This is a genomic window from Streptomyces sp. CNH287 (genome assembly GCF_000424825.1).
Genome location: NZ_AUKQ01000003.1, coordinates 26,923 through 48,900, shown reverse-complemented (window position 1 = coordinate 48,900; position 21,978 = coordinate 26,923). Strand labels below are relative to the sequence as shown.

At 73.7% G+C, this 21,978-nt stretch carries 13 protein-coding genes; 7 read left to right on the top strand and 6 right to left on the bottom strand.

Annotation, left to right across the window (positions count from 1 at the left end; translation table 11 throughout):
• Window positions 1–303: 303 nt before the first annotated feature.
• The 3 genes from H299_RS0100165 to H299_RS0100155 are packed head-to-tail and all read right to left on the bottom strand — an operon-like array spanning window position 304 to window position 3,925.
• Entirely contained in the window at window positions 304–2,646 is a 2,343-nt protein-coding gene (locus H299_RS0100165; protein ID WP_027746759.1) for an FtsX-like permease family protein, read from the bottom strand.
• Window positions 2,643–3,422: an ABC transporter ATP-binding protein gene (locus H299_RS0100160; protein WP_027746758.1), complete on the bottom strand. Its 780-nt coding sequence runs from the start codon at window positions 3,420–3,422 to the stop codon at window positions 2,643–2,645. The genes H299_RS0100165 and H299_RS0100160 overlap by 4 nt, the downstream gene beginning before the upstream one ends.
• Window positions 3,419–3,925 (bottom strand): PadR family transcriptional regulator, encoded by a 507-nt coding sequence (locus H299_RS0100155; RefSeq protein ID WP_027746757.1) that lies wholly within the window; start codon window positions 3,923–3,925, stop codon window positions 3,419–3,421. The genes H299_RS0100160 and H299_RS0100155 overlap by 4 nt, the downstream gene beginning before the upstream one ends.
• 364 nt (window positions 3,926–4,289) lie before the next feature.
• Between H299_RS0100155 and H299_RS0100150 the strand changes: the two genes are divergently transcribed.
• The 7 genes from H299_RS0100150 to H299_RS31330 all read left to right on the top strand — a co-directional run bounded on the left by H299_RS0100150 (window position 4,290) and on the right by H299_RS31330 (window position 17,049).
• Window positions 4,290–5,552 carry an ABC transporter substrate-binding protein gene (locus H299_RS0100150; RefSeq protein WP_027746756.1) on the top strand — a complete coding sequence of 421 codons (1,263 nt, stop codon included), beginning with the start codon at window positions 4,290–4,292 and terminating at the stop codon, window positions 5,550–5,552.
• A 289-nt stretch (window positions 5,553–5,841) separates the two neighbouring features.
• Window positions 5,842–7,512 carry a glycoside hydrolase family 13 protein gene (locus H299_RS0100145; protein WP_027746755.1) on the top strand — a complete coding sequence of 557 codons (1,671 nt, stop codon included), beginning with the start codon at window positions 5,842–5,844 and terminating at the stop codon, window positions 7,510–7,512.
• A gap of 92 nt (window positions 7,513–7,604) precedes the next feature.
• Window positions 7,605–8,981 carry an ABC transporter substrate-binding protein gene (locus tag H299_RS0100140; protein WP_027746754.1) on the top strand — a complete coding sequence of 459 codons (1,377 nt, stop codon included), beginning with the start codon at window positions 7,605–7,607 and terminating at the stop codon, window positions 8,979–8,981.
• Between the two features lie 20 nt (window positions 8,982–9,001).
• Window positions 9,002–10,432 carry a carbohydrate ABC transporter permease gene (locus H299_RS0100135; protein ID WP_037757168.1) on the top strand — a complete coding sequence of 477 codons (1,431 nt, stop codon included), beginning with the start codon at window positions 9,002–9,004 and terminating at the stop codon, window positions 10,430–10,432.
• Window positions 10,429–11,349 carry a carbohydrate ABC transporter permease gene (locus H299_RS0100130; RefSeq protein WP_078512344.1) on the top strand — a complete coding sequence of 307 codons (921 nt, stop codon included), beginning with the start codon at window positions 10,429–10,431 and terminating at the stop codon, window positions 11,347–11,349. Before H299_RS0100135 ends, H299_RS0100130 begins: the two co-directional genes overlap by 4 nt.
• 188 nt (window positions 11,350–11,537) lie before the next feature.
• On the top strand, window positions 11,538–13,121 hold the full coding sequence (locus H299_RS0100125; RefSeq protein ID WP_158692237.1) for a hypothetical protein: 1,584 nt from the start codon (window positions 11,538–11,540) through the stop codon (window positions 13,119–13,121).
• A gap of 127 nt (window positions 13,122–13,248) precedes the next feature.
• On the top strand, window positions 13,249–17,049 hold the full coding sequence (locus H299_RS31330; protein ID WP_051261975.1) for a bifunctional glycosyltransferase/CDP-glycerol:glycerophosphate glycerophosphotransferase: 3,801 nt from the start codon (window positions 13,249–13,251) through the stop codon (window positions 17,047–17,049).
• Here the strand turns inward: H299_RS31330 and H299_RS31325 are convergent.
• From H299_RS31325 to H299_RS31320, 3 genes are all read right to left on the bottom strand, one after another.
• Window positions 17,038–19,311, bottom strand: coding sequence for a bifunctional glycosyltransferase family 2 protein/CDP-glycerol:glycerophosphate glycerophosphotransferase (locus tag H299_RS31325; protein WP_078512411.1), 2,274 nt, complete (start codon window positions 19,309–19,311; stop codon window positions 17,038–17,040). The two genes, H299_RS31330 and H299_RS31325, sit on opposite strands and share 12 nt — an antisense overlap.
• Window positions 19,312–19,547: 236 nt before the next feature.
• Complete coding sequence (locus tag H299_RS0100110) at window positions 19,548–20,522, bottom strand: class I SAM-dependent methyltransferase (RefSeq protein WP_027746750.1); 975 nt, start codon at window positions 20,520–20,522, stop codon at window positions 19,548–19,550.
• Between the two features lie 154 nt (window positions 20,523–20,676).
• A complete protein-coding gene (locus tag H299_RS31320; RefSeq protein WP_051261973.1) occupies window positions 20,677–21,831 on the bottom strand; it encodes an acyltransferase family protein in 1,155 nt (384 codons plus the stop codon).
• Between the last annotated feature and the right edge of the window lie 147 nt (window positions 21,832–21,978).

Below are 21,978 nucleotides of genomic sequence, written 5' to 3'. Positions count from 1 at the left end.
GCAGCGGCTCCCGCACGTCCCCGCGCCCCCGCACAGGGAACACACCGACGGGGCAGCGCGGACCGAGGCTTCCCAGGCCCCGCCAAGCCCCAGCCCCCAACCTCCCTCAGGCCCGCCGGGCCACCCCGTAGGTCCCGCCGGGCTCACGCGACAGCTACAGCACATCTCGCCCTGGCTTCGCCGGAAAGCCCCCTGCGTCGTCGGTCACCAGCCCGCCAGCCCGGCTCCCTCCCCCTCCGTGGCCCCGAAGTCCCACCGGGAGTCACCGGACAGCCCTCGGGGAACGGCGTGCCGCAGAAGCTCTCAGAGCGTTTCGCTGAGCGAATCCGCGAGCCGCCGTCGCGCCACCCGTGCCGCGGGCAGCAGCGCGGACGCCACGCCGCCCAGTACGGCCCCCGCCCCGAGCCCGAACAGCGTCCAGGCCGAGGGCAGTTGCGCGATGCCCGCGCCGATGCCGTTCAGTCTGGCCTGGGTGTCGATGAGCCAGCCGCTCAGCAGTACCCCGCCCCCGATGCCCGCCCCCGCCGCCGCCAGCGCGATCAGGCCGGTGGAGGTCACCACCACCCCGCTGATCTGACGCGGAGTCAGCCCGATCGCGCGCAGGGCAAGCAGGTCCCGGCCCCGGTCGCGTACGCAGGCGCCGATCGTGGTGAGCAGTTCGGTGAAGCAGATCAGGGCGAGGACGACGACCAGTCCGGCGATCCCCCAGCGGGCGGGCGAGAGGCCGTCGGCGGGGTTGGCGACCTCCCAGATCTCCAGGCCGCCGTCCACGCGTTCGCCCAGTTCGGCGCTGACGGCCCGGGGGTCGCTGCCGGGGCGTAGCTCCAGCAGGGAGAAGTCGGGCCGCAGGCCGGGGGTGTGTTCGCGGAGGGTGTCGAGGGAGGCGGAGATGACTCTGCCGCCGTCGGCGGGTTCGAGGCTGCGGCCGACGATGTGCAGGATCTGCGGACGGCCGCCGACGGTCATCCGCACCCAGTCGCCGACGTCCGCCTGGAGCAGGTCGAGCAGCCCCTCGCCCGCCACCGCCTCGTCCGGCCCGTCGGGGTGGCGCCCCTCCGCGACGGCGTAGGGGTACGGGTGCGCGGTGGTGCCCAGCGCGCGCAGGGTGATCGTGCCGGTCTGCCCGGGGATGAGCGCGTCGACCTCGGCGCCGGGATGGACGGCGGTGACGTCCGGGTGCCCGGCCAGCAGCCGCCGTGTCTGCTGCTCGGTGAGGTCGCCGGAGGGGCCGGAGCGGGCGGTGAGCGCGGCGGGCAGGCCCACCTCCTCCGGGTGGTCCTGGAAGCGCTCCATGGTGGACCAGACGCTGAGCGCGACGGTGATCAGCAGCAGCGGCAGCGCCAGCCGCAGGACCGCCGAGGCCGCCTGCGGGCGGCGTGGGAAGGCGCTGCGCCAGCCGAGTACGAGGATCGAGGCCATCGACGACACCGACAGCCCGAGCGGCAGTCCGAGGGCGCCCCGGGTGAGTCGCGAGAGCGGCCCGACGGCCGGTGCCGTGCCCGCACCGCGTGCGGAGGGCACGGGCGAGACGCGCCCGGCCCGCCAGGCGGCCAGGCCGGTGGCCACCGCGATCAGCAGTACGGCGGAGACGGGCAGCCCGAGCAGCAGCGTCAGGTGCCCCGGCAGCTCCTGCCACACGGCCGCCGCCTCGCCCACCCGGCCGGGCATGCGCGAGCCGAGTGCCAGGGTGGCGCCGGTGCCGAGGGCGACGGCGAGCAGTGCCATGGCCAGGTGCTGGATCAGGAAGATCCGGATCACCTGGCCGGGGGTGAAGCCGATGGCCTTGAGCACCGAGACGTCCCGCAACTGGCCGCGGATACGGGTGCTGATGGCTCCGGAGGCGACGAGGGCTCCGGCCAGCAGCGCGCCCAAGCCGAAGAGGCCGAAGACGATGCCGAGCAGGCGGTAGCCCTCCTCGGCGTCGGCGCGTGCCTCCTGCCACTTGGTGACACCGGCCACCTGGTCGGCGCCGAGTTCGGTGACGGCCCGCTGGACGATGAAGTCGGTGTCGTCCGGGTCGTGCAGCCGCAGCCCGAGCGTCTGTCCCGCCCCCTCCTGCGGGGCCCCCGCCAGCGCGGCGGGCAGCACCCAGCCGACGCCGGGCCCTTCGCCGGGGCGGTAGTGCGGTTCGGCGGTCTCGGCGACGCCGATGACGGTCAGGGTGCGGGGCCCGCCAGCGCCGGGCACGGTGAGCGTGTCGCCGGTGTCGGCCCAGAGCGCCTGGGCGAAGGAGCGCTCCAGCACGATGCCGCCGGGCGCGTCCGGAGCCAGCCACTGCCCGTCGACCAGCAGCGGGGCGCCCGCCTCGGGCGGCTCGGGGTCGGCGGCCCGCATCTCGATCGCCGCGCGCACACCGCCGGACTCGGCGGTCGTACGGGCGGTGGGGAACGGCCCGGAGACGTCCGCGACCCCGTCGAGCCTGGTCAGCGCCGCCACGTCGGCGTCGGCACCGGTGCTGAGCCAGACGTGGGCGCCGCGCGTCTGGCTGAAGATCCGCTCCCACGGGTTGGTGGCGTAGCTGAAGAGCGCGGCGGCCAGCAGCAGCGAGGCGATGACCCCGGCGGTGGTGAGCACGGTGACGGCGGCCTGCCCTCGGTGCGCGCGCAGGTCGGCGTGGGCCCAGCGCAGGGTGGCGCGGACCGTCATGGGTCGATTTCCAGTACGCCCGAGACGCCCCGGCCGGCGGGCCTGCGGGCGGGGCCCAGGTCGGCGTCGTCGGCGATCCGGCCGTCGAAGAAGCTGATCACCCGGTCCGCGGCACTGGCCATGCGGGCGTCGTGGGTGACCATGAGGATGGTCTGGCCCCGCCGATGGAAGCTGCTCAGCAGCCGCAGGACCTCCCGGGTGCCCTTGCTGTCGAGGCTGCCTGCGGGCTCGTCGGCGAGCAGCAGCGCGGGGTGGTTGACCAGGGCGCGGGCGAGGGCGACGCGCTGCTGCTCGCCACCGGACAGCTCGCCCGGCATGGCGCGCTCCTTGCCCGCCATGCCCAGGTCGGCCAGGAGTTCCTCGCGGGCGGCCCGCGCCTTGCGGGGCGAGGCCCCGGCGAGCAGCGCGGGGAGTTCGATGTTGTCGGAGACCGTGAGGTTGGAGACGAGGTTGAAGAACTGGAAGACGATGCCGATGCCGCTGCGCCGCAGCACCGCCCAGCGGGCTTCGGAGAGGCCGTCCATGCGGCGGCCGTCGATCCAGATGCTGCCGCTGTCGGGCTGCTGGAGCCCGCCGAGCAGGTGCAGCAGGGTGGACTTGCCCGCGCCGGAGGGGCCGGTGACGGCGACGAACTCGCCGCGCTCGACGGTCAGGTCGACCCCGCGGACCGCCTGTACGGGGACGCCCTCGCCGTGGTGGGTCTTGGTGAGGCCCTCGGCCCGCACCAGCGGGGTCCGCGCGGGGGCGGCGGGGGCCGCGGAGCCGTCAGCACTCATTCCAGCTCCTCCTGGCATCGCTCCAGCCAGTCGAGGTCCGCCTGGAGATGCAGCATCGCGCCTTCGATCAGCAGCTGCGCGATCCGGTTGTCCACGTCCTCGGCGGTGCTCAGCTTGGACAGATCGCGCATGGTGTTCAGGTACCGGCGCCGCTGCTTGTTGATCAGGGCGATGCGGTCGGCCATGCCGGAGGGCGTGGCGAGCGCGAGCTTCATGAAGAACTCGTCCCGGACGCGTGGTTCGTCCGTCGTGTCCTCGAACCAGGCGAGCACGGCTTCCTGCCCGGCTTCGGTGAGCTGGTAGATGCGCTTGTTGGGCCGACTCGTCTGTTCGACATCCTCGCCGGCGATCAGCCCGGCCTTCTCCAGCCGGCCGAGCGTGACGTAGATCTGGCCGACGTTCGGCTGAGGATACGCGGAGCCCAGGAGCTTCTCAAGGTCCTGTTTCAGCTCGTAGCCGTGGGCCGGGCCGCGTGCGAGGAGAGCCAGGAGCGGCAGACGCAAGCGCGCTCTCCTCCTCCGGTCTCGTGAGCGCTGTCAGCGCGGGCGGTGCGGGACGATCCGCTGGTGCGGGGTGGTCCGCGGACGCTTCCGCACCCCTCCTCAGGCTCTGGGTCGTGTCTTCGAAGTCTCGTCTTGCTCGTGGTGTCTGGCACGCACGCCCGCTGCGTTGTCGGTCGTCGGCGCAGCCCGCTGCGCTCTCCTCCCTCCGCCTTGCGCTCGCACGCGCCAAACACCACGAGCACCGCCCAAGGGGCGGACGACGCTACTTCGAAGACACTCCCTAGTATCGCCTATGCCTAACGGGTATATATGAGCCCCAGATGTGGGGGCAAGAAGCCACGGGCCGACGCACAAGGGGGTGCTGATGCGGTGGACGCGAGCCGCGGGCAGGGGTCTTCTGGCCGCCGCCGTGGTCGCCTCCGGCTACGCGGGTCTGGGGCCGCAGCGCGACGCCCCGGCGGGCCGGGGGCCGATGACGCTGGCGACCTCCGACGACCTGACCCGCTATCTGGGTCCGCTGCTGGACGACTGGAACAGCGCGCACCCAGGCGAGAAGGTCACGGTCGTCGAGCTGCCGGAGTCCGCCGACGAGACCCGCGCCCAGATGATCACCGACCTGCGCGCGGACCGGCCGCGCTACGACATCCTCAACATCGACGTCGCCTGGACCTCGGAGTTCGCCGCCGCGGGCTGGATAGCCCCGCTCCGCCGGGACCGCTTCCCTCTGGAGACCTTCCTGCCCCCGGTGGTGGACACCGCCACCTTCGACGGGCGCCTGTACGCCGTCCCCTACGTCACCAACGCCGGGCTGCTCTACTACCGCAAGGACATCCTGGACCGGGAGGGTGAGCGTCCGCCGCGGACCTGGGCCGAGCTGGCCCGGCAGGCCGGCACGATCGCGCCGGAGTACGGACTCGACGGCTACGCGGGCCAGTTCCTGCCGTACGAGGGGCTGACCGCCAACCTCACCGAGGCCGTGCTGTCGGCGGGCGGCACACTGCTGGCGGACGAGGGCGCGCGGGTCACCGTCGACGGGCGGGTGCGCGAGGGGCTGGAGTTCCTCGCCGAGGGCGTCCGCGAGGGCTGGATTCCGCGCGCGGCGCTGCGCTACAAGGAGGAGGAGTCGCGCGAGTCGTTCCAGGACGGCGAGCTGCTCTTCCTGCGGAACTGGCCGTACGTGTACTCCCTGGCCGGGCAGCGGGACTCGGCCGTCGCCGGTGACTTCGGGGCCGTGCCGCTGCCGGGGCCCGACGGGCCGGGCACCAGCGTGCTCGGCGGCTCCAACCTCGCGGTCAACAAAGGTTCCCGCAACAGCGAGTCGGCCGCGGACCTGATCGCGTACCTCACCAGCGCGCCCGCCCAGCGCCGGGTGCTCACCGAGGGCGGGCTGCCGCCCGTGCGCGCCGATCTGTACGACGATCCGGCGCTCGTACGCGACCACCCTTATCTGCCGATACTGCGCCGGAGCCTGCTCCGCGCCGAGCCGCGCACCAAGAGCCCGCACTACGACCAGGTGACGCTGGCCGTCCAGGCGGTGGTGCACGACGTGCTGGCGCTGCGGCAGTCGCCGAGGAGTGCCGTGGACCGGCTCTCCCGCGAGCTGACGGCGATCGCGCGCCGGGACTGAGACGGGGCCGGGTGCCGGCCCCCGCGGTCTCTCCCGCCGCGCGGTGCCGCACCTCCGGTACCTCCGGCACATCGGGCACTCCCCCGGCTCTGTAGTCACTTGTTAAGTAGTCAATCGCTATCTTCACCATCTCGCAACGCGCTCAAACCCCCGTCATATCCGGCCATTCCCACTGAAGTTCAGTTTCCCGCTCCGCACTTCCGTTGACACGCCCTGGACACGCCTACCTAACATGCAGGCAACCGGCGGCCAGCGGGCGCCGTGTATCTCCAGAGAACGGGCAGCGAACATGTCGGCACTCACGCATGGTGACGGCCTCCCCCCGCGTACGACGGACGCCTGGTGGCGCGACGCGGTGATCTATCAGGTGTACGTCCGGAGCTTCCTGGACAGCACCGGCGACGGGATCGGTGATCTCGCCGGCGTCCGGGCGGGGTTGCCGTACCTGAAGAAACTGGGTGTCGACGGCATCTGGCTCAGCCCCTTCTACCCCTCGCCCCAGCACGACCACGGCTACGACGTCGCCGACTACCGCGACGTGGACCCGGTCTACGGCGACCTGGACGAGTTCGACCGGCTGGTCACCGACGCCCGTCGGCTCGGCATGAAGCTCGTCCTCGACATCGTGCCCAACCACTGCTCCAGCGAGCACGCCTGGTTCCGCGAGGCGCTCGCCTCCCCTGCGGGCAGCGCCCCCCGCGACCGCTTCCACTTCGCCGACGGGCGCGGCCCCGGCGGCGACGAGCCGCCCAACAACTGGCACGCGATGTTCGGCGGCCCGGCCTGGACCAGGGTCACCGAGCCCGACGGCACCCCGGGCCAGTGGTACCTGCACCTGTTCACCCCGGAGCAGCCCGACCTGAACTGGCGGGACGCCGACGTCGCCGAGTCCTTCGACGACATCCTCCGCTTCTGGTTGGACCGGGGCATCGACGGATTCCGCATCGACGTCGCGGCCGGCCTCTTCAAGGACCGCGCGCTGCCCGACTCCCCCGACCCGCTGGCCGACGAGCGGTCGCGCGACTCGGTCAACCCGCTCGCCTGGAACCAGCCCGAGGTGCACGAGGTGTGGCGCCGCTGGCGGGCCGTGTGCGAGGAGTACACCGCGCAGGACGGCTGCGACCGGCTGCTGGTGGGCGAGATATCCGTCCCCACCACCCGCGAGCACGCGCAGTACATCCGGCCCGACGAACTGCACCAGGCCTTCTTCTTCGACCTGCTCAGCGCGCCCTGGAACGCCGACGCCTTCCGCAAGTCGATCTCCGAGGCGCTGCGCGACATCGCGGACACCGGCTCCACCACCACCTGGGTCCTCAACAACCACGACCAGGTGCGGTCGGTGACCCGCTACGCGGGCGAGCCGGGCATCGACGGCGGCGGCCTCGGCTCGGACCGCGCCCGCGCCGCCGCCCTGCTGATGCTGGCGCTGCCCGGCGCCGCGTACATCTACCAGGGGGAGGAGCTGGGCCTGCCCGAGGTCGTGGACCTGCCCGACGAACTGCTCACCGACCCCATCTTCCGCCGCACCGGCAGCCGTACGGGCGTACGCGACGGCTGCCGGGTGCCGCTGCCCTGGTCGGGGCACGCCTCGCCGTTCGGCTTCACGGCCGGGACCGAGGGCGTACAGCCGTGGCTGCCCCAGCCCGAATGGTTCGCGGAGCACGCGACCGACCGTGCGCTGTCCGACCCGCGTTCCTTCTGGCACCTCTACCGCGAGGCGCTGCAACTGCGGCGCGGGCTGCCGCAGTTGGGCACGGGCAGCATGCGGTGGCTGGACTCGCCGCCCGACGTGCTGGCCTTCGCGCGCGGTGACGGCCTGGTGTGCGCCGTCAACTTCGGCACCACCCCCGTGGACGCCCCCGTCCCCGCCACGCTGCTGCTCGCCAGCGGGCCGTGCGAGGGCCCGGTGCTGCCCGGCTCCACCGCCGCCTGGTGGATCAGCGACCGCACCGCCCCCTGACGGCACCTCCGCCTGCCCGCACCCCCGTCCCCTCCCCGTCCCCCTGACGACTCTGTCCGCTCTGCTCGTCCACTCCGGAAGGAACCCCCGACATGAGATCCCGTACGGCACACCGGAACCTCCGCACCCGCTCCGCGACCGCCCTGTTCGCCGCGCTCGCCCTCTCCTTCACCGCCGCCTGCGGCAGCGACGACGACTCCTCAGGCGACGGCGGCAAGACCGGCGACAAGAAGGCCGCGCCCTCCGTGGAGCTGCCCAAGCTGGACGGCCAGAAGCTCCAGGTGGCCGCCGTGTGGACCGGCCCGGAGGAGGCGAACTTCCGCAAGGTCCTCGACGAGTTCGAGAAGCGCACCGGCGCGGAGGTCAAGCTCGTCCCGACCGGCGACAACACCGCCACCTTCCTCGGCACCAAGATCGAGGGCGGCGCGCCGCCGGACGTCGCCTTCCTGCCGCAGGTCGGCGTGCTGCACGAGTTCGCGAAGAAGAAGTGGATCAAGCCGCTGGGCGATGCGGCCAAGAAGCAGCTGAGCAAGAACTTCTCGCAGGGCTGGCAGGACCTCGGCGCGCACGAGGGCACCCAGTACGGCGTCTACGCGAAGGCCGCCAACAAGTCCCTGATGTGGTACAACACCACCGCGTTCGAAACGGCGGGCGCGACCGAGGCCAAGACCTGGAAGGACTTCCTCACCCAGGCGCAGCTCATCTCCGACTCGGGTGTCGAGCCCGTCTCCGTCGGCGGCGCCGACGGCTGGACGCTCACCGACTGGTTCGAGAACATCTACCTCTCGCAGGCGGGCCCGGAGAAGTACGACCAGCTGGCCAAGCACGAGATCAAGTGGACCGACCCGTCCGTGAAGAAGGCGCTGACCACCCTCGGCGAACTGTTCGGCAAGGACCGGCTGCTGGCAGGCGGCAAGAAGGGCGCGCTCCAGACGCCGTTCCCCGAGTCCGTCACCAAGACCTTCTCCAGCACGGACGCGCCCAAGGCCGCCATCGTCTTCGAGGCGGACTTCGTCGGGGCGAACATCACGAGCGACACGAAGGCGAAGATCGGCACCGACGCCAAGGTCTTCCCGTTCCCCAAGGTCGGCGCGAAGCCGCCGGTGGTCACCGGCGGGGACGCGGCCGTGGCGCTCAAGGACAGCAAGGGCGCACAGGCTCTGCTCACCTTCCTCGCCTCCACCGACGCCGCCGAGATCTGGACCGGGCAGGGCGGCGTGGTCTCCCCCAACAAGGAGATGGACACCGCCGCCTACCCCAACGACGTGCAGCGCGAGATCGCCAAGGCACTGGTCGACGCGGGTGACGACTTCCGCTTCGACATGTCCGACCAGGCACCGGCCGCGTTCGGCGGCACCAAGGGCGAGGGTGAGTGGAAGGCGCTCCAGGACTTCCTGAAGAACCCGAAGGACGTGGCCGGCGCCCAGCGCGCGCTGGAGGCGTCCGCCGCCAAGGCGTTCAAGAGCTGACGGGCAGGGACAGGACCTCCATGTCGAACGCATCGGCGGGCGGCCCCGGTACGCCGGTCTCCAAGGAGACCGGCGCCACCGGCGCACCCGCCCCCGACACACCATCCGGTGCGGCGGCGTCCCCCTCCGGCGGCAGCAAGCCGCCGGGGCGGGGCGCCGGCGGGCGCGGCTCGCTCATGAGCACCCGTCCCTGGATCGCCGCCGGCTTCCTCCTCCCCGCGCTGCTGCTGCTCGGGGCGCTGGTCGCCTATCCCATCGTCTACTCCCTCTACCGCAGCTTCTTCGACTCCTCCGGCTCCGGCTTCGTGGGCCTGGACAACTACACGGAGGTCTTCTCGGGCGACCGGCTGACCGCCGTCAAGAACACCCTGGTCTGGGTGATCGTCGCGCCCTCGGTCGCCACGGCGTTCGGCCTGGTCTTCGCGGTGCTGACCGAACGGGTGAGCTGGGGCACGGCCTTCAAGATGGTCGTCTTCATGCCGATGGCGATCTCGATGCTCGCCGCGGGCATCATCTTCGGCCTCGTCTACCAGCAGGACCCGGACCGCGGGGTGGCCAACGCGGTGTGGGTGGGCGTCCATGACACCTTCACCGACTCCTCCGCCTGGCCCGGGGCCCGGCCCCGGCCGACCTCGGACCTCAAGGAATCGGGCGGCGGCTCGTTCACCACCGAGTCCCCCGTGGACGGCTCCGGTACGGCGGACCTGCCGCTGGTCGGCGTGCCCCCGCAGGACGCGGCGGGCGCGGGCGAGGCGGGCAAGGCGAAGCCCGCCGGCGGCGGCGTGCGCGGCACGGTCTGGCTGGACTTCACCAAGGGCGGCGGCGGCAAGCCCGGCGCGATCGACCCGAAGGAGAAGGCGCTGGCCGGGATCACCGTGGAGGCGGTGAAGGGCGGCGAGGTGGTCGCCTCCGCGAAGACCGGCGACGACGGTACGTACGCCCTGCCCAAGGAGGCCGAGGGCGCCGCACTCCGGCTCCCCGCCTCGAACTTCGCGGAGCCGTACAACGGTGTCGACTGGCTCGGCCCCTCGCTGGTGACCCCCGCCATCATCGCCTCGTACATCTGGATGTGGGCGGGCTTCGCGATGGTGCTGATCGCCGCCGGGCTCGCCGGGATTCCGCGCGAACTGCTGGAGGCGGCGCGGATGGACGGCGCCAACGAGTGGCAGGTCTTCCGCAAGGTGACCGTACCGCTGCTCGCCCCGGTCCTCTCGGTCGTGGTCGTCACCCTGATGATCAACGTGCTGAAGATCTTCGACCTCGTCTACATCATCGCGCCCAGCGCCACCCAGTCCGACGCCAACGTGCTCGCGCTGGAGCTGTACCTGTCGTCGTTCGGCGGCGGCGCGAACCAGGGCGTGGGCAGCGCCATCGCGGTGGTCCTGCTGCTGCTCGTCGTCCCCGTGATGATCATCAACATCCGCCGACTGCGGAGGGAGAACCGCCGATGAGCACCCTGCCCCCCGCACCCGCCCGCAAGACCCCGCCGGTCACCGAGGTGACCTCCGTACGGGCCAAGCGGTCCGTCGCGTCCCGGATCGCCGCGCTGACCGGCGGTACGGCCACCCGGGTCGTGCTGCTGCTGGTCGGCCTCTTCTGGCTGCTGCCGACCGCCGGTCTGCTCGGCTCCTCCTTCCGGGACTCCACCGACATCGCGGACTCCGGCTGGTGGAGCGTCTTCGGCGACCCGGGCCAGCTCACCTTCAGCAACTACGACACGCTGCTGGCGAACGACGCCATCACCGACTCGCTGCTGGTCACCCTCATGATCACGGTGCCGTCGACGGCGCTGGTCGTCATCCTGGGCGCGCTGGCCGGATACGCCTTCGCGTGGCTGGACTTCCCCGGCCGCGACTGGTGGTTCCTGGTGGTGGTCGGGCTGCTCGTGGTGCCCGTACAGGTGGCGCTCATCCCGGTGTCCAAGCTGTTCAACACGCTCGGGCTCTTCGAGACGACACCCGGTGTGGTCCTCTTCCACACCGCCTTCGGGCTGCCCTTCGCCGTCTTCCTGCTGCGGAACTTCTTCGCCGAGATCCCGCGCGAGCTGATGGAGGCGGCCCGGCTCGACGGGGCGGGCGAGATCCGCCTCTTCCTCCGGGTCGTGCTGCCGCTGGGCGGCCCGGCCATCGCCTCGCTGGGGATCTTCCAGTTCCTGTGGGTGTGGAACGACATGCTGGTGGCGCTGATCTTCGCGGACGCCGGCTCGCCGCCGGTCACGGTGGCGCTCCAGCAGCAGGTGCGCCAGTTCGGCAGCAACATCGACGTACTGGCGCCCGGCGCGTTCGTCTCGATGATCATCCCGCTGGCGGTCTTCTTCGCCTTCCAGCGGCAGTTCGTCTCCGGCGTGATGGCGGGCGCGGTGAAGTGAGCTCCCGGCCGCGGCGGCGGCCGGGCCGGTGCGGCGCGCGGTGGCGGAAGCTCCTTCCGCCGCCGCGCGCCGCGCGTCGCGACGGGCGTACGGCGACCGGCGCAGCGCACTGCGCCAAGTGGGCTTATCCGCTCACCGGACCGGGGGAGGCCGAGTAACCCCGCCCCCGCCGTCCAGTTGTGCCGAGCATGACGAAACCCGTCGTACACCCCCGCCCTGACGACGTGTCCGGCACCGACCCGGTGCCAACCCGCCCCCCGGGCCGCCCGCGCCCCCGCCGGGCGGAGGCCGCGGCGGTCGCGGCGGGCACCGCGCTGGTCGGCGCCCAGGCGCTGCGGCTCGGCTCCTGGATCACCGACGAGGCGGCCGTCACCTTCGCCTACGCGCGCAGCCTCGACGAGGGGCACGGCCCCGTGCCGCAGCCCGGCGCCGACCCCTCCGAGGGCTTCACCGGACCGGGCTGGCTGGGCCTGCTCGTGCTGGCCCGGCGGCTCGCGCTCTTCGACCACCGCTCGCTGTGGGGGGTGCCGGACCTGGTCTGGTTCCCCAAGCTGCTGGCCCTGCTGTGCGTGGCGGGCGTGCTGGCGGCCGTCGCGGGCACGGCACGGGCGCTGCTGCGCCGGGACGGCTGGCCGGTGGTCCTGCTGGCGGCCGGAGCGCTGGCGGTGCCGCCGCCGGTGCTGCGGTGGCTCTTCTCCGGCCTGGCGAGCCCGCTGTACGCGCTCGCGCTGGCGCTGTTCACCCGCACCGTGGTGCGCGGCCTCGTGCACGGGCACCTGCTGAGCCCCCGTACGGCGATGGCCGCCGGTGGGTGCGCGGCGCTGGCGGCCGGTGCCCGTACCGACGCCTTCGGGCTCGCCGCGGTCTTCCCCGCCGTGGTCCTGCTGTGCGCCGTACGGGCGGGCCGCTTCCCCCTCCACCGGCCGCGGGCCGCTGCGGCGGCGCGCGCCCTGGGCGCGTACGCGCTCGCCTTCGGGCTGCCCTGCGGCCTCGGACTGCTGTGGTGGCACGCCTCCTTCGGCCACTGGCTGCCGCGCACCACCGACCCGCCGCCCGGCGCCCAGGCCGCCGCGCTGGCCACCGCCTCCGTGCTCGCTCTGGCTCTGACCCGGCCGGGGCGGCTGCGCCGGGGCGCGGGTGCGCTGCTGCGCCAGGCGGGGCGGCCGTACGTACGGGCGGGGCTGGCGGTCACCGTCGGCTGCGGGCTGCTGCTGGCACCGGCCGCGCCGCCGGTGGCTCCGCAGGGTCCCGCGCTGTGCTTCACCGCGCAGCGGTACGGCGCCATGTTCGCGGTGTACGCGCACCGCCTGGGGCTGGAGCGGAGCACGGCCGGGCTGTCCGAGCCGGGCGGCGCCCTGCTGGTCGCCGGCCCGCAGCGCGTCCTGGGGCTGACCGGCGGCACCGACCCCCAGGTCGCGGCGGCCTACGCCGCGCACGACATGGCGGCGCTGCGCCGCCACGTACTGGAGCGCGCCCGGCCGGAGTTCCTGCACGTGGACGGCGCGCTCGCGCGCGGCACCGGGCTCACCCCCGAGCGGCTGGCCGACCACGGCTACCGTCCGCTGCTGCGCCGGGGCGGCGGCGGCGACTTCGTGCACCGCAGCGCGCTCACCGCGCCGGAGCGGCTGCCCGAGCTGCGCCGCTGGGCGCGGGCGACGGCGCAGCGGTTGCGTACGGCCGGGCCGGACGCCCGCTGCGGTGCGGCCGGGGGCGGCCACGCGCGGACGGCCGGACAGGCGGAGGCGCCGGACGGCCGGACGGGCGTGCGATGACTCACCCGGACGGAGGACCTCCGTGACCCCCGCGCCGTACCGGGGTTGAGCAGTACGGCCGGACGCGGCGGCTCCGTCGCGGCCGTCCGCGAGCCAGATGTCCGCTGTTGATGAACGGTCGTGTCCGATGAGTCCGCGTCTCTCCGTCGTCGTCCCCGTCCAGCACGCCGGCAGGCCGCTCCAGGAGTGCCTGCGCTCGATCGCCGCGCAGACCCTGGCGGACCTGGAGGTCGTACTCGTGACGACGGCCGCCGACGGTGCCGCCCGTACGGCCGCCGTCGGGTTCGCCGCGGGCGACGGCCGCTTCCGGGTGGTGGAGCAGGACGGCGAGGGCCTGGGCCGGGCACGGGCGGCGGGGCTGCGGCACACCGACCCCGGCAGCACCTACCTCGCCTTCGCCGACCCCGCGGACACGCTGCCGCCGGACGCGTACGCGCTGCTCGTCGGCAGCCTGGAGGAATCCGGCTCGGACTTCGCCACCGGCAACGTGCTGCGGGGGCGTCCGACGGGCAGCGCCCAGGCGGGCGCGTTCCGCAAGGCGATGGAGAGCACCCGGCAGGGCACCCACATCACCCGCCACCCCTCGCTGGCCCACGACCGCCCGATCGGCAACAAGGTCTTCCGCCGCGCCTTCTGGGAGCGGCACGCCCTGCACTGGCCGGACGGTCCGCTGCGCGAGGACACCGCGGTCACACTGCCCGCGCACTACCTCGCGGAGGCTGTGGACGTACGCAGCGAGTACATCTGCCGGACGCAGCAGCCGCCCCCCGGCGCCCCGGCGGGCCAGGACGCCGGACTCGCGGTGCTGCGGGACCGGCTGGCCGTGGTGGACGAGGTCAGCCGCAGGCTCGCGGAGCACGGCGGGCCGGGCTGGGCCGGACAGGCGGCGAAGCGGCACTACGACCGCTCGGTGCTCACCGGCGACATGATCCCCTTCATCAAGGCGCTGCACCGCGGCGGCGAGGGCTACCAGGGCCTGTTCACCGTGCTGGCCGCGGAGTTCGCCTCCCGCGTGGACCCGGCGGTCTTCGCCGGACTGCCCGTCGGCCTGCGGATGAAATGGCACCTGATCCGCGAGCGGCGTACCGCGGACCTGCTCGACGCGCTGGCCTTCGAGCGCGACAACCCGCGGGTCTTCCGTACGCACGGCATCCGGGCCCGTCGCGCCGCCTACCAGCACCCGGACGGCCGCGAGATCCCCGTGCCCCGCACCGTCGCCCGCCCGCGCTCCGCGGACCTGCCGCTGGTCGCCCGGCTGCGGGAGGCGCGCTGGCAGCCGGACGGCACCCTGCTGCTGCGCGGCTACGCGTACGTCCGCTCGGTCGACGCGGGGCACCGCCGCAGCTCCCGCAAGGTCGGCTGGCTGCGGCAGCAGGGCAGCCGCCGCCGGACACCGCTGCGCGTCCGGAGCGTCCCGGCGCCGGAGGCCACCCGCAACTCGCGGCAGCGGCTGTACTCGTACGACGCCTCGGGCTTCGAGATCACCATCGACCCGGCGCGGCTGCCCGGCTCCCGCCGGCCCGACGGCCGTACCGTCTCGTGGACCCCGGTGCTCGGGGTGCTGAGCGGCGGGCTGCTGCGGCGCGGCCGGATCGAGCCGGGCGGCGACGGCTCGGGGGCGCAGCCGCAGGCGCGCGAACTCGGCGACGGGCGACGGCTGGTGCCCGCGTTCCGGCGCGGCTGGCTGCGGCTGTCGCTGGAGGAGACGGCGGCCCGGCTGGAGGATCACCGCTGGGACGGGCGGACGCTGGAGCTGACGGGCCGGGTCCGCGAGCAGCACCGGCCGGTGCTGCTGCGCGCCGGGCACCAGCACTCCGGGGCCTCGGCCGAGTACCCGGTGCGCGACGAGGGTGCCGCCGGGGACGGCTGGACGCGCTTCACGGTGCGGGTGCCGCTCGCGGAACTGGCGGCGGCGCGCACGGCACCGGAGGACGGGGGCGCGGGGGCGGAGGCGGAGACGGCGGGGGCACCGGAGACGGCGGAGGCGCAGGCGGAGGCACCGGCCGACGCGGCGCCGGAGAGGCCGGGCGGGAAGCCGGAGGCGGCGGCACGGGAGGCGGCTCCGGACGCCGCACCGGACACAGCACCGGAGGCGGCGGACGCACCGGACGCCGCTGCCCCGCCCCCGCCCCGCCTCGCGCCCCGCCCGTCCGACACCTGGCGGGTGACCCTGGTGCTCGCGGACGGCGCCGCCCACCGGATCGTGGCGCCCCAGGACACCGCGCCGGGCCGCTACCCGCTGGGCGCCGACGCCCGGCTCGGCGGCGCGCCGCGCGAGCTGTGCCTGGGCCCCGACGCCTCCGGCCACCTGGTGCTCACCGACCGCACGATCCACCCCGTCGCCGACACGCTCGCCTGGAGTACCGACGGCGAACTCGTCGTCTCCGGCAGCTTCCCGGCCCGGGCGGCCGGTGCCCGGGAACTGGTCTGGCAGCACAGCGGCCACCGGGAGGAGGTGACGGTGCCCGTCGAGCGGGCGGGCGACCGCTTCACCGCCCGGCTCCGCCCGGCCACGGCCGCGCCCGGCGGCCTGCCGCTGCGCCAGGGCCGCTGGTACCCCTTCCTGCGGGTGCCGGGCGCGGAGCGGCGTACCGCCGACGTACCGCTGCGGCTGCGGCCAGCGCTGCACGCCACGCTGCCGTCCGCCCACGAGGCCGACCGCACGTACACGCTGGAGCGGCGCTTCCACGACCGGCTGTTCCTGCTGTCCGGCTCGGTGCTCGGCCCGCGCGAGGAGGGCGCGTACCAGCAGCACCGGCTGAGCACGGTGCGCTACCCGGCGGCGCGGCGCCGCCCGCTGCGGGACGCGGTGCTCTACCAGAGCTTCGACGGCCGCCAGTTCTCCGACTCACCGCGCGCCCTCTACGAGGAGATGCGGCACCGGGACCTCGGGGTGGAGCACCTGTGGGCGGTGCGCGACGGGCAGGCCGCCGTACCGGCCGGGGCCCGGGCCGTGGTGCTGGGCAGCGCCGAGTGGCACGAGGCGCTCGCCCGCTGCCGCTGGCTGGTGGGCAACACCCACTTCCCGCGCTGGTTCGCCCGCCGGGAGGGGCAGGCGGCCGTGCAGACCTGGCACGGCACCCCGCTCAAGCGCATCGGGCTGGACCTGGCGGACAGCGTCTACGCCAACCACGCCTACCTCGCGGGGCTGACCCGGCGCACCGCCGAGTGGAGCTTCCTGGTCTCCCCCAACCGCTTCAGCACCCCGATCCTGCGGCGGGCGTTCGGCTACGAGGGCGAGATCCTCGAGTCGGGCTACCCGCGCAACGACCTGCTGTACGCCGCCGACCGGGACAAGCACGCCGAGGAGGTCCGCGAGGCGCTCGGCGTCCCGGCGGACAAGCGGGTGGTGCTCTACGCGCCGACCTGGCGGGACGACAGCCGCTTCGACCGGAACAACTGCAAGTTCGACCTGCGGCTCGATCTGGACGCGGCCCGCTCCGCGCTCGGCGCCGACCACGTGCTGCTGGTACGCAAGCACTACCTGGTGGCGGACGCGGTGCCGGCCGCCGGCGACGGCTTCGTGCGCGACGTCTCCGCCTGGCCGGACCTGGCGGAACTGCTGCTCATCGCGGACGTCCTGGTCACGGACTACTCGTCGCTGATGTTCGACTTCGCGCACACGGGCCGTCCGATGCTCTTCTTCACCTACGACCTGGAGCGCTACCGCGACGTGCTGCGCGGCTTCTACTTCGACTTCGCCGAACGGGCGCCCGGCCCCCTGCTGGCCACCTCGCACGAGGTGATCGGGGCGCTGCGCGAGGTGGAGGCGGTGGCCGCCGAGCACACCGTGCGCTACGCGGAGTTCCAGCAGGCGTTCTGCGACCTCGACGACGGCAGCGCCGCCGCCCGCGTGGTGGACCGGATGCTCGCCGTGGCCCCGCCGGGCAGGTCGGCGCGGCGGCGCGCGGCCGGTTCACGGGAGTGACCCCAGCGGCACCTTCGGCGGCGGCGGCCCTTCCGGCGGCTCCACGTGCCGGGCGGGCGGCGCGGGGCGGCGCTCGGCCACCGGCACGACCGGCGGCAGCGAGGCGGCCTCCTCGCCCAGGAAGACCCGGCGCACCACGCGCTCGGCGGCGTACCCGTCGTCGTAGGGGCAGAAGCGCTCGCGGAACGCGCCGCGCAGCGCGTCCGCCGCGGCCCCCTGCCACGCCCCGGAGGTGAACACCTCGGCCAGCTCCCGCTCCGTACGGGCCACGGCGCCGGGGGTGTCGCCGGGGCGGCCGGAGAGCAGGTCGAAGTAGACGCCGCGGGAGGCCTGGTAGGCGTCCCAGTCGGGGGCGTAGGTGATCAGGGGGCGGTCGAGTACCGCGTAGTCGAACATCAGTGACGAGTAGTCGGTGATCAGCGCGTCCGAGGCGAGGCACAGCTCCTCGACGCGCGGGTGGCGCGACACGTCCCGTACCAGGCCGCGCTCGTGCAGCTCCAGCAGCGCCGGGCTGTCGCCGTAGAAGTAGTGCGTGCGCACCAGCAGAACGAACTCCTCGCCCAGCTCCCGGCTCAGCCGCGCGAGGTCGGCCTGCGGCACGAAGCCCTTGCGGTAGTCGCGCATCGTGGGCGCGTAGAGCAGCGCGATCCGGTCGCGGGGGATGCCGAGGGCGTCCCGTGCGGCGAGCACGTCCTCGCCGGTGGCGGTGGCGAGGACGTCGTTGCGCGGGTAGCCGCTCTCCAGATGCTCGTAGGCGCAGGGGTAGGCCCGGTCCCAGACCTCCGTGGAGTGCGGGTTGGCGGACACACTGACGTCCCAGCGCGCGGCGCGCCGCAGCAGCGCGCGGAAGTCCATACCGGCGGCCGGGTGGGGCTGCTGGTCCAGCCCCATCTTCTTGAGCGGGGTGCCGTGGTGGGTCTGGAGGTGGATCTGCCCCGGGCGCTTGTCCACGGTGCCGGGGAAGTTCACGTTGTTGACGAAGTAGGTGGCGCGTGCCATCAGCTGCCAGTAGCGGCGGGAGCGCGGCAGCACGTAGTCCGTGCCGGGCGGCAGGTCGGGCACCGCGTCGCGGCGGACGATCCACACGGCGTGCACCCGCGGCGCCAGCTCGGCGCACTTGGCGGCGACCGCGGCCGGGTTGCAGGTCACCCCCCGGTCCCAGTACGCGCTGTACACGGCGAGGCGCGCGTCCAGCGGAAGCCGCCGCTGAAGCCGGTAGTACAGCCGGTAGCCGGGCCCGCCCAGCACGTGCCGCGCCCGCCGTCCCGTGCGCAGCAGCGACCTGCGGCCCCGCTTGGCTGCTTCCAGCGCGGCGAACCCGGCGTACGAGCGGGCCGCCAGCAGCCGGAACGCGACGCCCTCGGGGCCGGTGGGCGGAAGGAACCCGGCGGGGCGGAACCGGCGGTAGTGGCGGGCGGCGGCACGGAAGTACGCGCGCCGGTCGGACGGCCACACCCGGTCGGGCCGCCGGACGCAGAACAAGTAGTGGCTGATCATCCGTTCGAAGAGCAGGGGCCGCAGCGGGTCCAGCTCCGGCCGTGCGTCCAGGAAGGCGAACAGCGACTCGTACTGGCGGAAGATGTCGAAGTGCTTCCGGCCGGGCGAGCGGGTGATGGCGCCCTGGGGGCGCTGCCGGTAGCTGAGGCAGGCGCGCGGCAGGCAGCCGATACTCCGGGCGGAGACCATGGCCTCGTAGGCGAGCGGCGCATCCTCGTAGAGGCCGGGCTCGAACGCCAGCCCGTGCTGCTGGTAGAACGCGCGGCGGTACGCCTTGTTCCAGGCCACGGCGAAGAGGCGGAGCAGCTCCGGGCGCTCGAAGACGTCGGCGGTGGCGGTGCCGGGACCGGCCAGCAGTTCGCCGAAGATGCTCGGCCGCACGGCGTTCCACCAGTAGGAGCGCACGTGGTCGAAGACGAGCACGTCCGGCTCCCCGCACTCCTCCAGCCGCCCGGCGACCGCCTCCAGGGCACCGTCCAGGTAGCTGTCGTCGCTGTCGAGGAAGAGCAGGTAGTCGCCGCGCGCCCGCTCGGCGCCCGCGTTGCGGGCCCGGCCCAGGCCGACGTTGGCGGGCAGGTGGAGGACGGTGACCCGGCTGTCGCGGGCGGCGTACTCGTCCAGGATGCGGCCGCAGCCGTCCGGCGAGCAGTCGTCGACGGCGATGATCTCCAGGTCGGTGAACGACTGGCCGAGGACGGAGTCCAGGCACTCTCTGAGGTAGCCCTGAACTTTGAAGACAGGGACGATGACACTGAGACGGGGCATGATCACCATTCCTAGGCGGACACGCGTCGCGCAGTACCCGCCGGACGACGGAGCAAACGCTCGCTGACGACAGCCGAACGGCTTCCGACTGTCGACCAGGAGGCGTCCGCCTCCGCCGTCCCGGGCGGGCGTGTTGGCGGATCACCGCACACATTGGGCCTGATTGGCCTAATATCACACAATTACGGTGATCCCGCCCCGCGCGCACCCTCTCAGGCCGCCCGGGGCGGCGCGTCTCACCCGCGGCGCCGCTGGGCCTTCCGCGCCCGCACCAGCGCCCGGGTGAGGACCGGCGGCAGGACGTCAGCGGCCACCCGGCCCATTCGGGAGCGCTGTCGCCGCGACGCGCCGGGCGCGGCCGTACGCCCCGCAGGCCCCCCGCCCGCGGCCCCGGCCCCGGCGGACGGCCCGGCACCCGCACCCGCACCCGGGGAGTCCGCGTACCGGGAGACCGGCAGCGGCGGCGGCGCCGCCTTCCCGCCGCCGACGAGCAGCAGCCGGTGGCCGGCCACGTCCTGCCACTGGAGCCAGAAGTCGCCCCGCTCCTTCAGCTCGGCGTGCAGCTGGTCCTGTATCGGGGCCGGGTTGCCCCAGGTCCCGTAGAACTTGTTGTTGCTCACGCAGATCGGCCGCAGCTCCCCCTCCAGCACCGCCTGCCAGGTGGCGCAGGCGACGCCGGGCGTGTGGCTTGAGCGGTAGTCGTCGAGCACGAGGAGCCCGTCGGCGGCCAGCGCGTCGCGCGAGTGCGTGATGTCGGGGTGGACGTGCTCGTACAGATGCGAGGCGTCGACGTGCACGAAGCGGCAGCTGCCCGCCGCCACCTCGTCGGGCACCACGGAGGTGGGCGCCTGGAGGATGCGCGGCAGCTCGTCGTGGAAGGAGAGGAAGTTGCTCTCGAACGAGCGGCGGGTGAGCGTCGCGTACGAGCCGCGCATCTCCCGCTTGTTGTGCTCGTCCGGCGCGTCCGAATCGAACAGGTCGCAGACCGTGAACTGCTCGTCGTCCCGGAGGTAGGCGCGCATCAGGACGGCGCTCTTGCCCATGTACGCGCCCATCTCCAGCAGGTCGCCGCGCTCACCCAGGCGTTTCTGGCGGGAGAGGAACCAGTCGAAGAGGACGACGTCGGTGTTGTAGAACCAGCCCGGCACGTCGTAGAAGTTCCTCGGCACGGGCAGTTCCTCGGCCGCGGAAGCGGTGGCTGCTGCGGTCATGGGGGCCTCCTCGGCGGTGGAGTGACTGACTGCCTGTATAGGGGCGGCTGCCGGGTGACGGGGTGCCCGGTAGGAGTGCATTCCGAACATTCCACAGCGGGACGACAGCTGGCCATCCCTCGTTCATCCCCGCTCACCGAACGTGCTCACGTGCTCACGTGGCCGCGTACGAGGACGACGGCGGGGTGTGCGGGGGCTGCGGTGGCGGGAGTGGCTGCGGTGGCCCGGGGGCGCGTTCGGGCGCGGGGGCGCGCGCGGCGGCGGAGGTGTGCCACAGCCACTCCGGCAGCCGCGGCTCCACCAGCGGCCACAGCGCCCGCCGTACCGGCACGCCGCACAGGAGCACCGCGACCACCGCCGCCAGCAGCGTCAGCAGCCCGGCCACCAGCAGCCCGCCCGGCGCGAGGAGGTCGTAACCGCCGCTCCCCTGGAGGGTCTTCACCAGCAGGCCGTGCAGCAGGTACGGGTAGAGCGTGACGGCGCCGAGCAGGGTGTAGACCGTGGGCCCGGTGGGCACGAGGGCCAGGAAGGCGGCGCCGAGCAGCGCGGTGAGCGCGAAGAGCGCCAGCCGCACCGCCAGGTACCGGCCGGGCGACACCTCAAGCTCGGCACTGCCCGACTGCATCAGCAGCCAGGCCGTCCGCGCCCGCGGCGCGATCCAGTACGCGCCCGCCGCAGCCCCCGCGAGCACGAGCACGGCCAGCCGGCGGACCAGGACGGTGTGCAGCAGCCGGAAGTGCTCGGGCCGCAGCCGCAGGCCCAGTACGAACCACGGCAGGAACTGGAGCACCCGCGGCAGCGCCAGCTCCTCCCCGACGCTGGTGAGCCCCGCGCCGAGCGAGATGAGCACCGCCACCGCGACGGGCCAGCGCACGGCCCGCCACACCAGCGCGGTCAGCCGCCACAGGAAGAGCGCCAGCAGGAACCAGGTGAGGTAGCGCGGCTCGGTCGGAGTGACGGAGAACGGCTCGTCCCACACCAGCGTGTATATCGCCGCGTAGACGGCCTCGAAGAGCAGATACGGCAGCAGCACCCCGCTGACCAGCTTGCGCAGCTGCGCGGGGGTGCCGGTGAAGCGGCGCGAGAAGTAGCCGCACAGGAGGACGAAGACGGGCATGTGGAAGGCGTAGACGAGGAGGTACGCCGCCTTCACCCCGCTCATCCGGTCGACGAGCGGGGACCAGCTGTGCCCGGCCACGACGAGGAGCACCAGCAGGAACTTCGCGTTGTCGAAGTAGCTGTCGCGGTCGGCCGCGGGGGCGTCGTCCGCCGGTGTGCGGCGGGAGGGAGGGAAGGTCTCGGGTGCCACCTGGCCGAAAATACGCAAAACGTATCTGCGTGCACGGCAGCGCTCGCCGCCGTCGCCCGTACGGAGGACAGGATGCGGCAATCGGCCCAGCGGTGGCCCCGCGCCCGTGCACACGGGCTGTGGTCCGGACGGCCGCCGCCCGGACGG

Coding starts and splice junctions, on each gene's coding strand:
- H299_RS0100165 (WP_027746759.1), bottom strand. CDS start 2,646: ATGACGGTCCGCGCCACCCTGCGCTGGGCCCACGCCGACCTGCGCGCG.
- H299_RS0100160 (WP_027746758.1), bottom strand. CDS start 3,422: ATGAGTGCTGACGGCTCCGCGGCCCCCGCCGCCCCCGCGCGGACCCCG.
- H299_RS0100150 (WP_027746756.1), top strand. CDS start 4,290: ATGCGGTGGACGCGAGCCGCGGGCAGGGGTCTTCTGGCCGCCGCCGTG.
- H299_RS0100145 (WP_027746755.1), top strand. CDS start 5,842: ATGTCGGCACTCACGCATGGTGACGGCCTCCCCCCGCGTACGACGGAC.
- H299_RS0100140 (WP_027746754.1), top strand. CDS start 7,605: ATGAGATCCCGTACGGCACACCGGAACCTCCGCACCCGCTCCGCGACC.
- H299_RS0100135 (WP_037757168.1), top strand. CDS start 9,002: ATGTCGAACGCATCGGCGGGCGGCCCCGGTACGCCGGTCTCCAAGGAG.
- H299_RS0100130 (WP_078512344.1), top strand. CDS start 10,429: ATGAGCACCCTGCCCCCCGCACCCGCCCGCAAGACCCCGCCGGTCACC.
- H299_RS0100125 (WP_158692237.1), top strand. CDS start 11,538: ATGACGAAACCCGTCGTACACCCCCGCCCTGACGACGTGTCCGGCACC.
- H299_RS31330 (WP_051261975.1), top strand. CDS start 13,249: ATGAGTCCGCGTCTCTCCGTCGTCGTCCCCGTCCAGCACGCCGGCAGG.
- H299_RS31325 (WP_078512411.1), bottom strand. CDS start 19,311: ATGCCCCGTCTCAGTGTCATCGTCCCTGTCTTCAAAGTTCAGGGCTAC.
- H299_RS0100110 (WP_027746750.1), bottom strand. CDS start 20,522: ATGACCGCAGCAGCCACCGCTTCCGCGGCCGAGGAACTGCCCGTGCCG.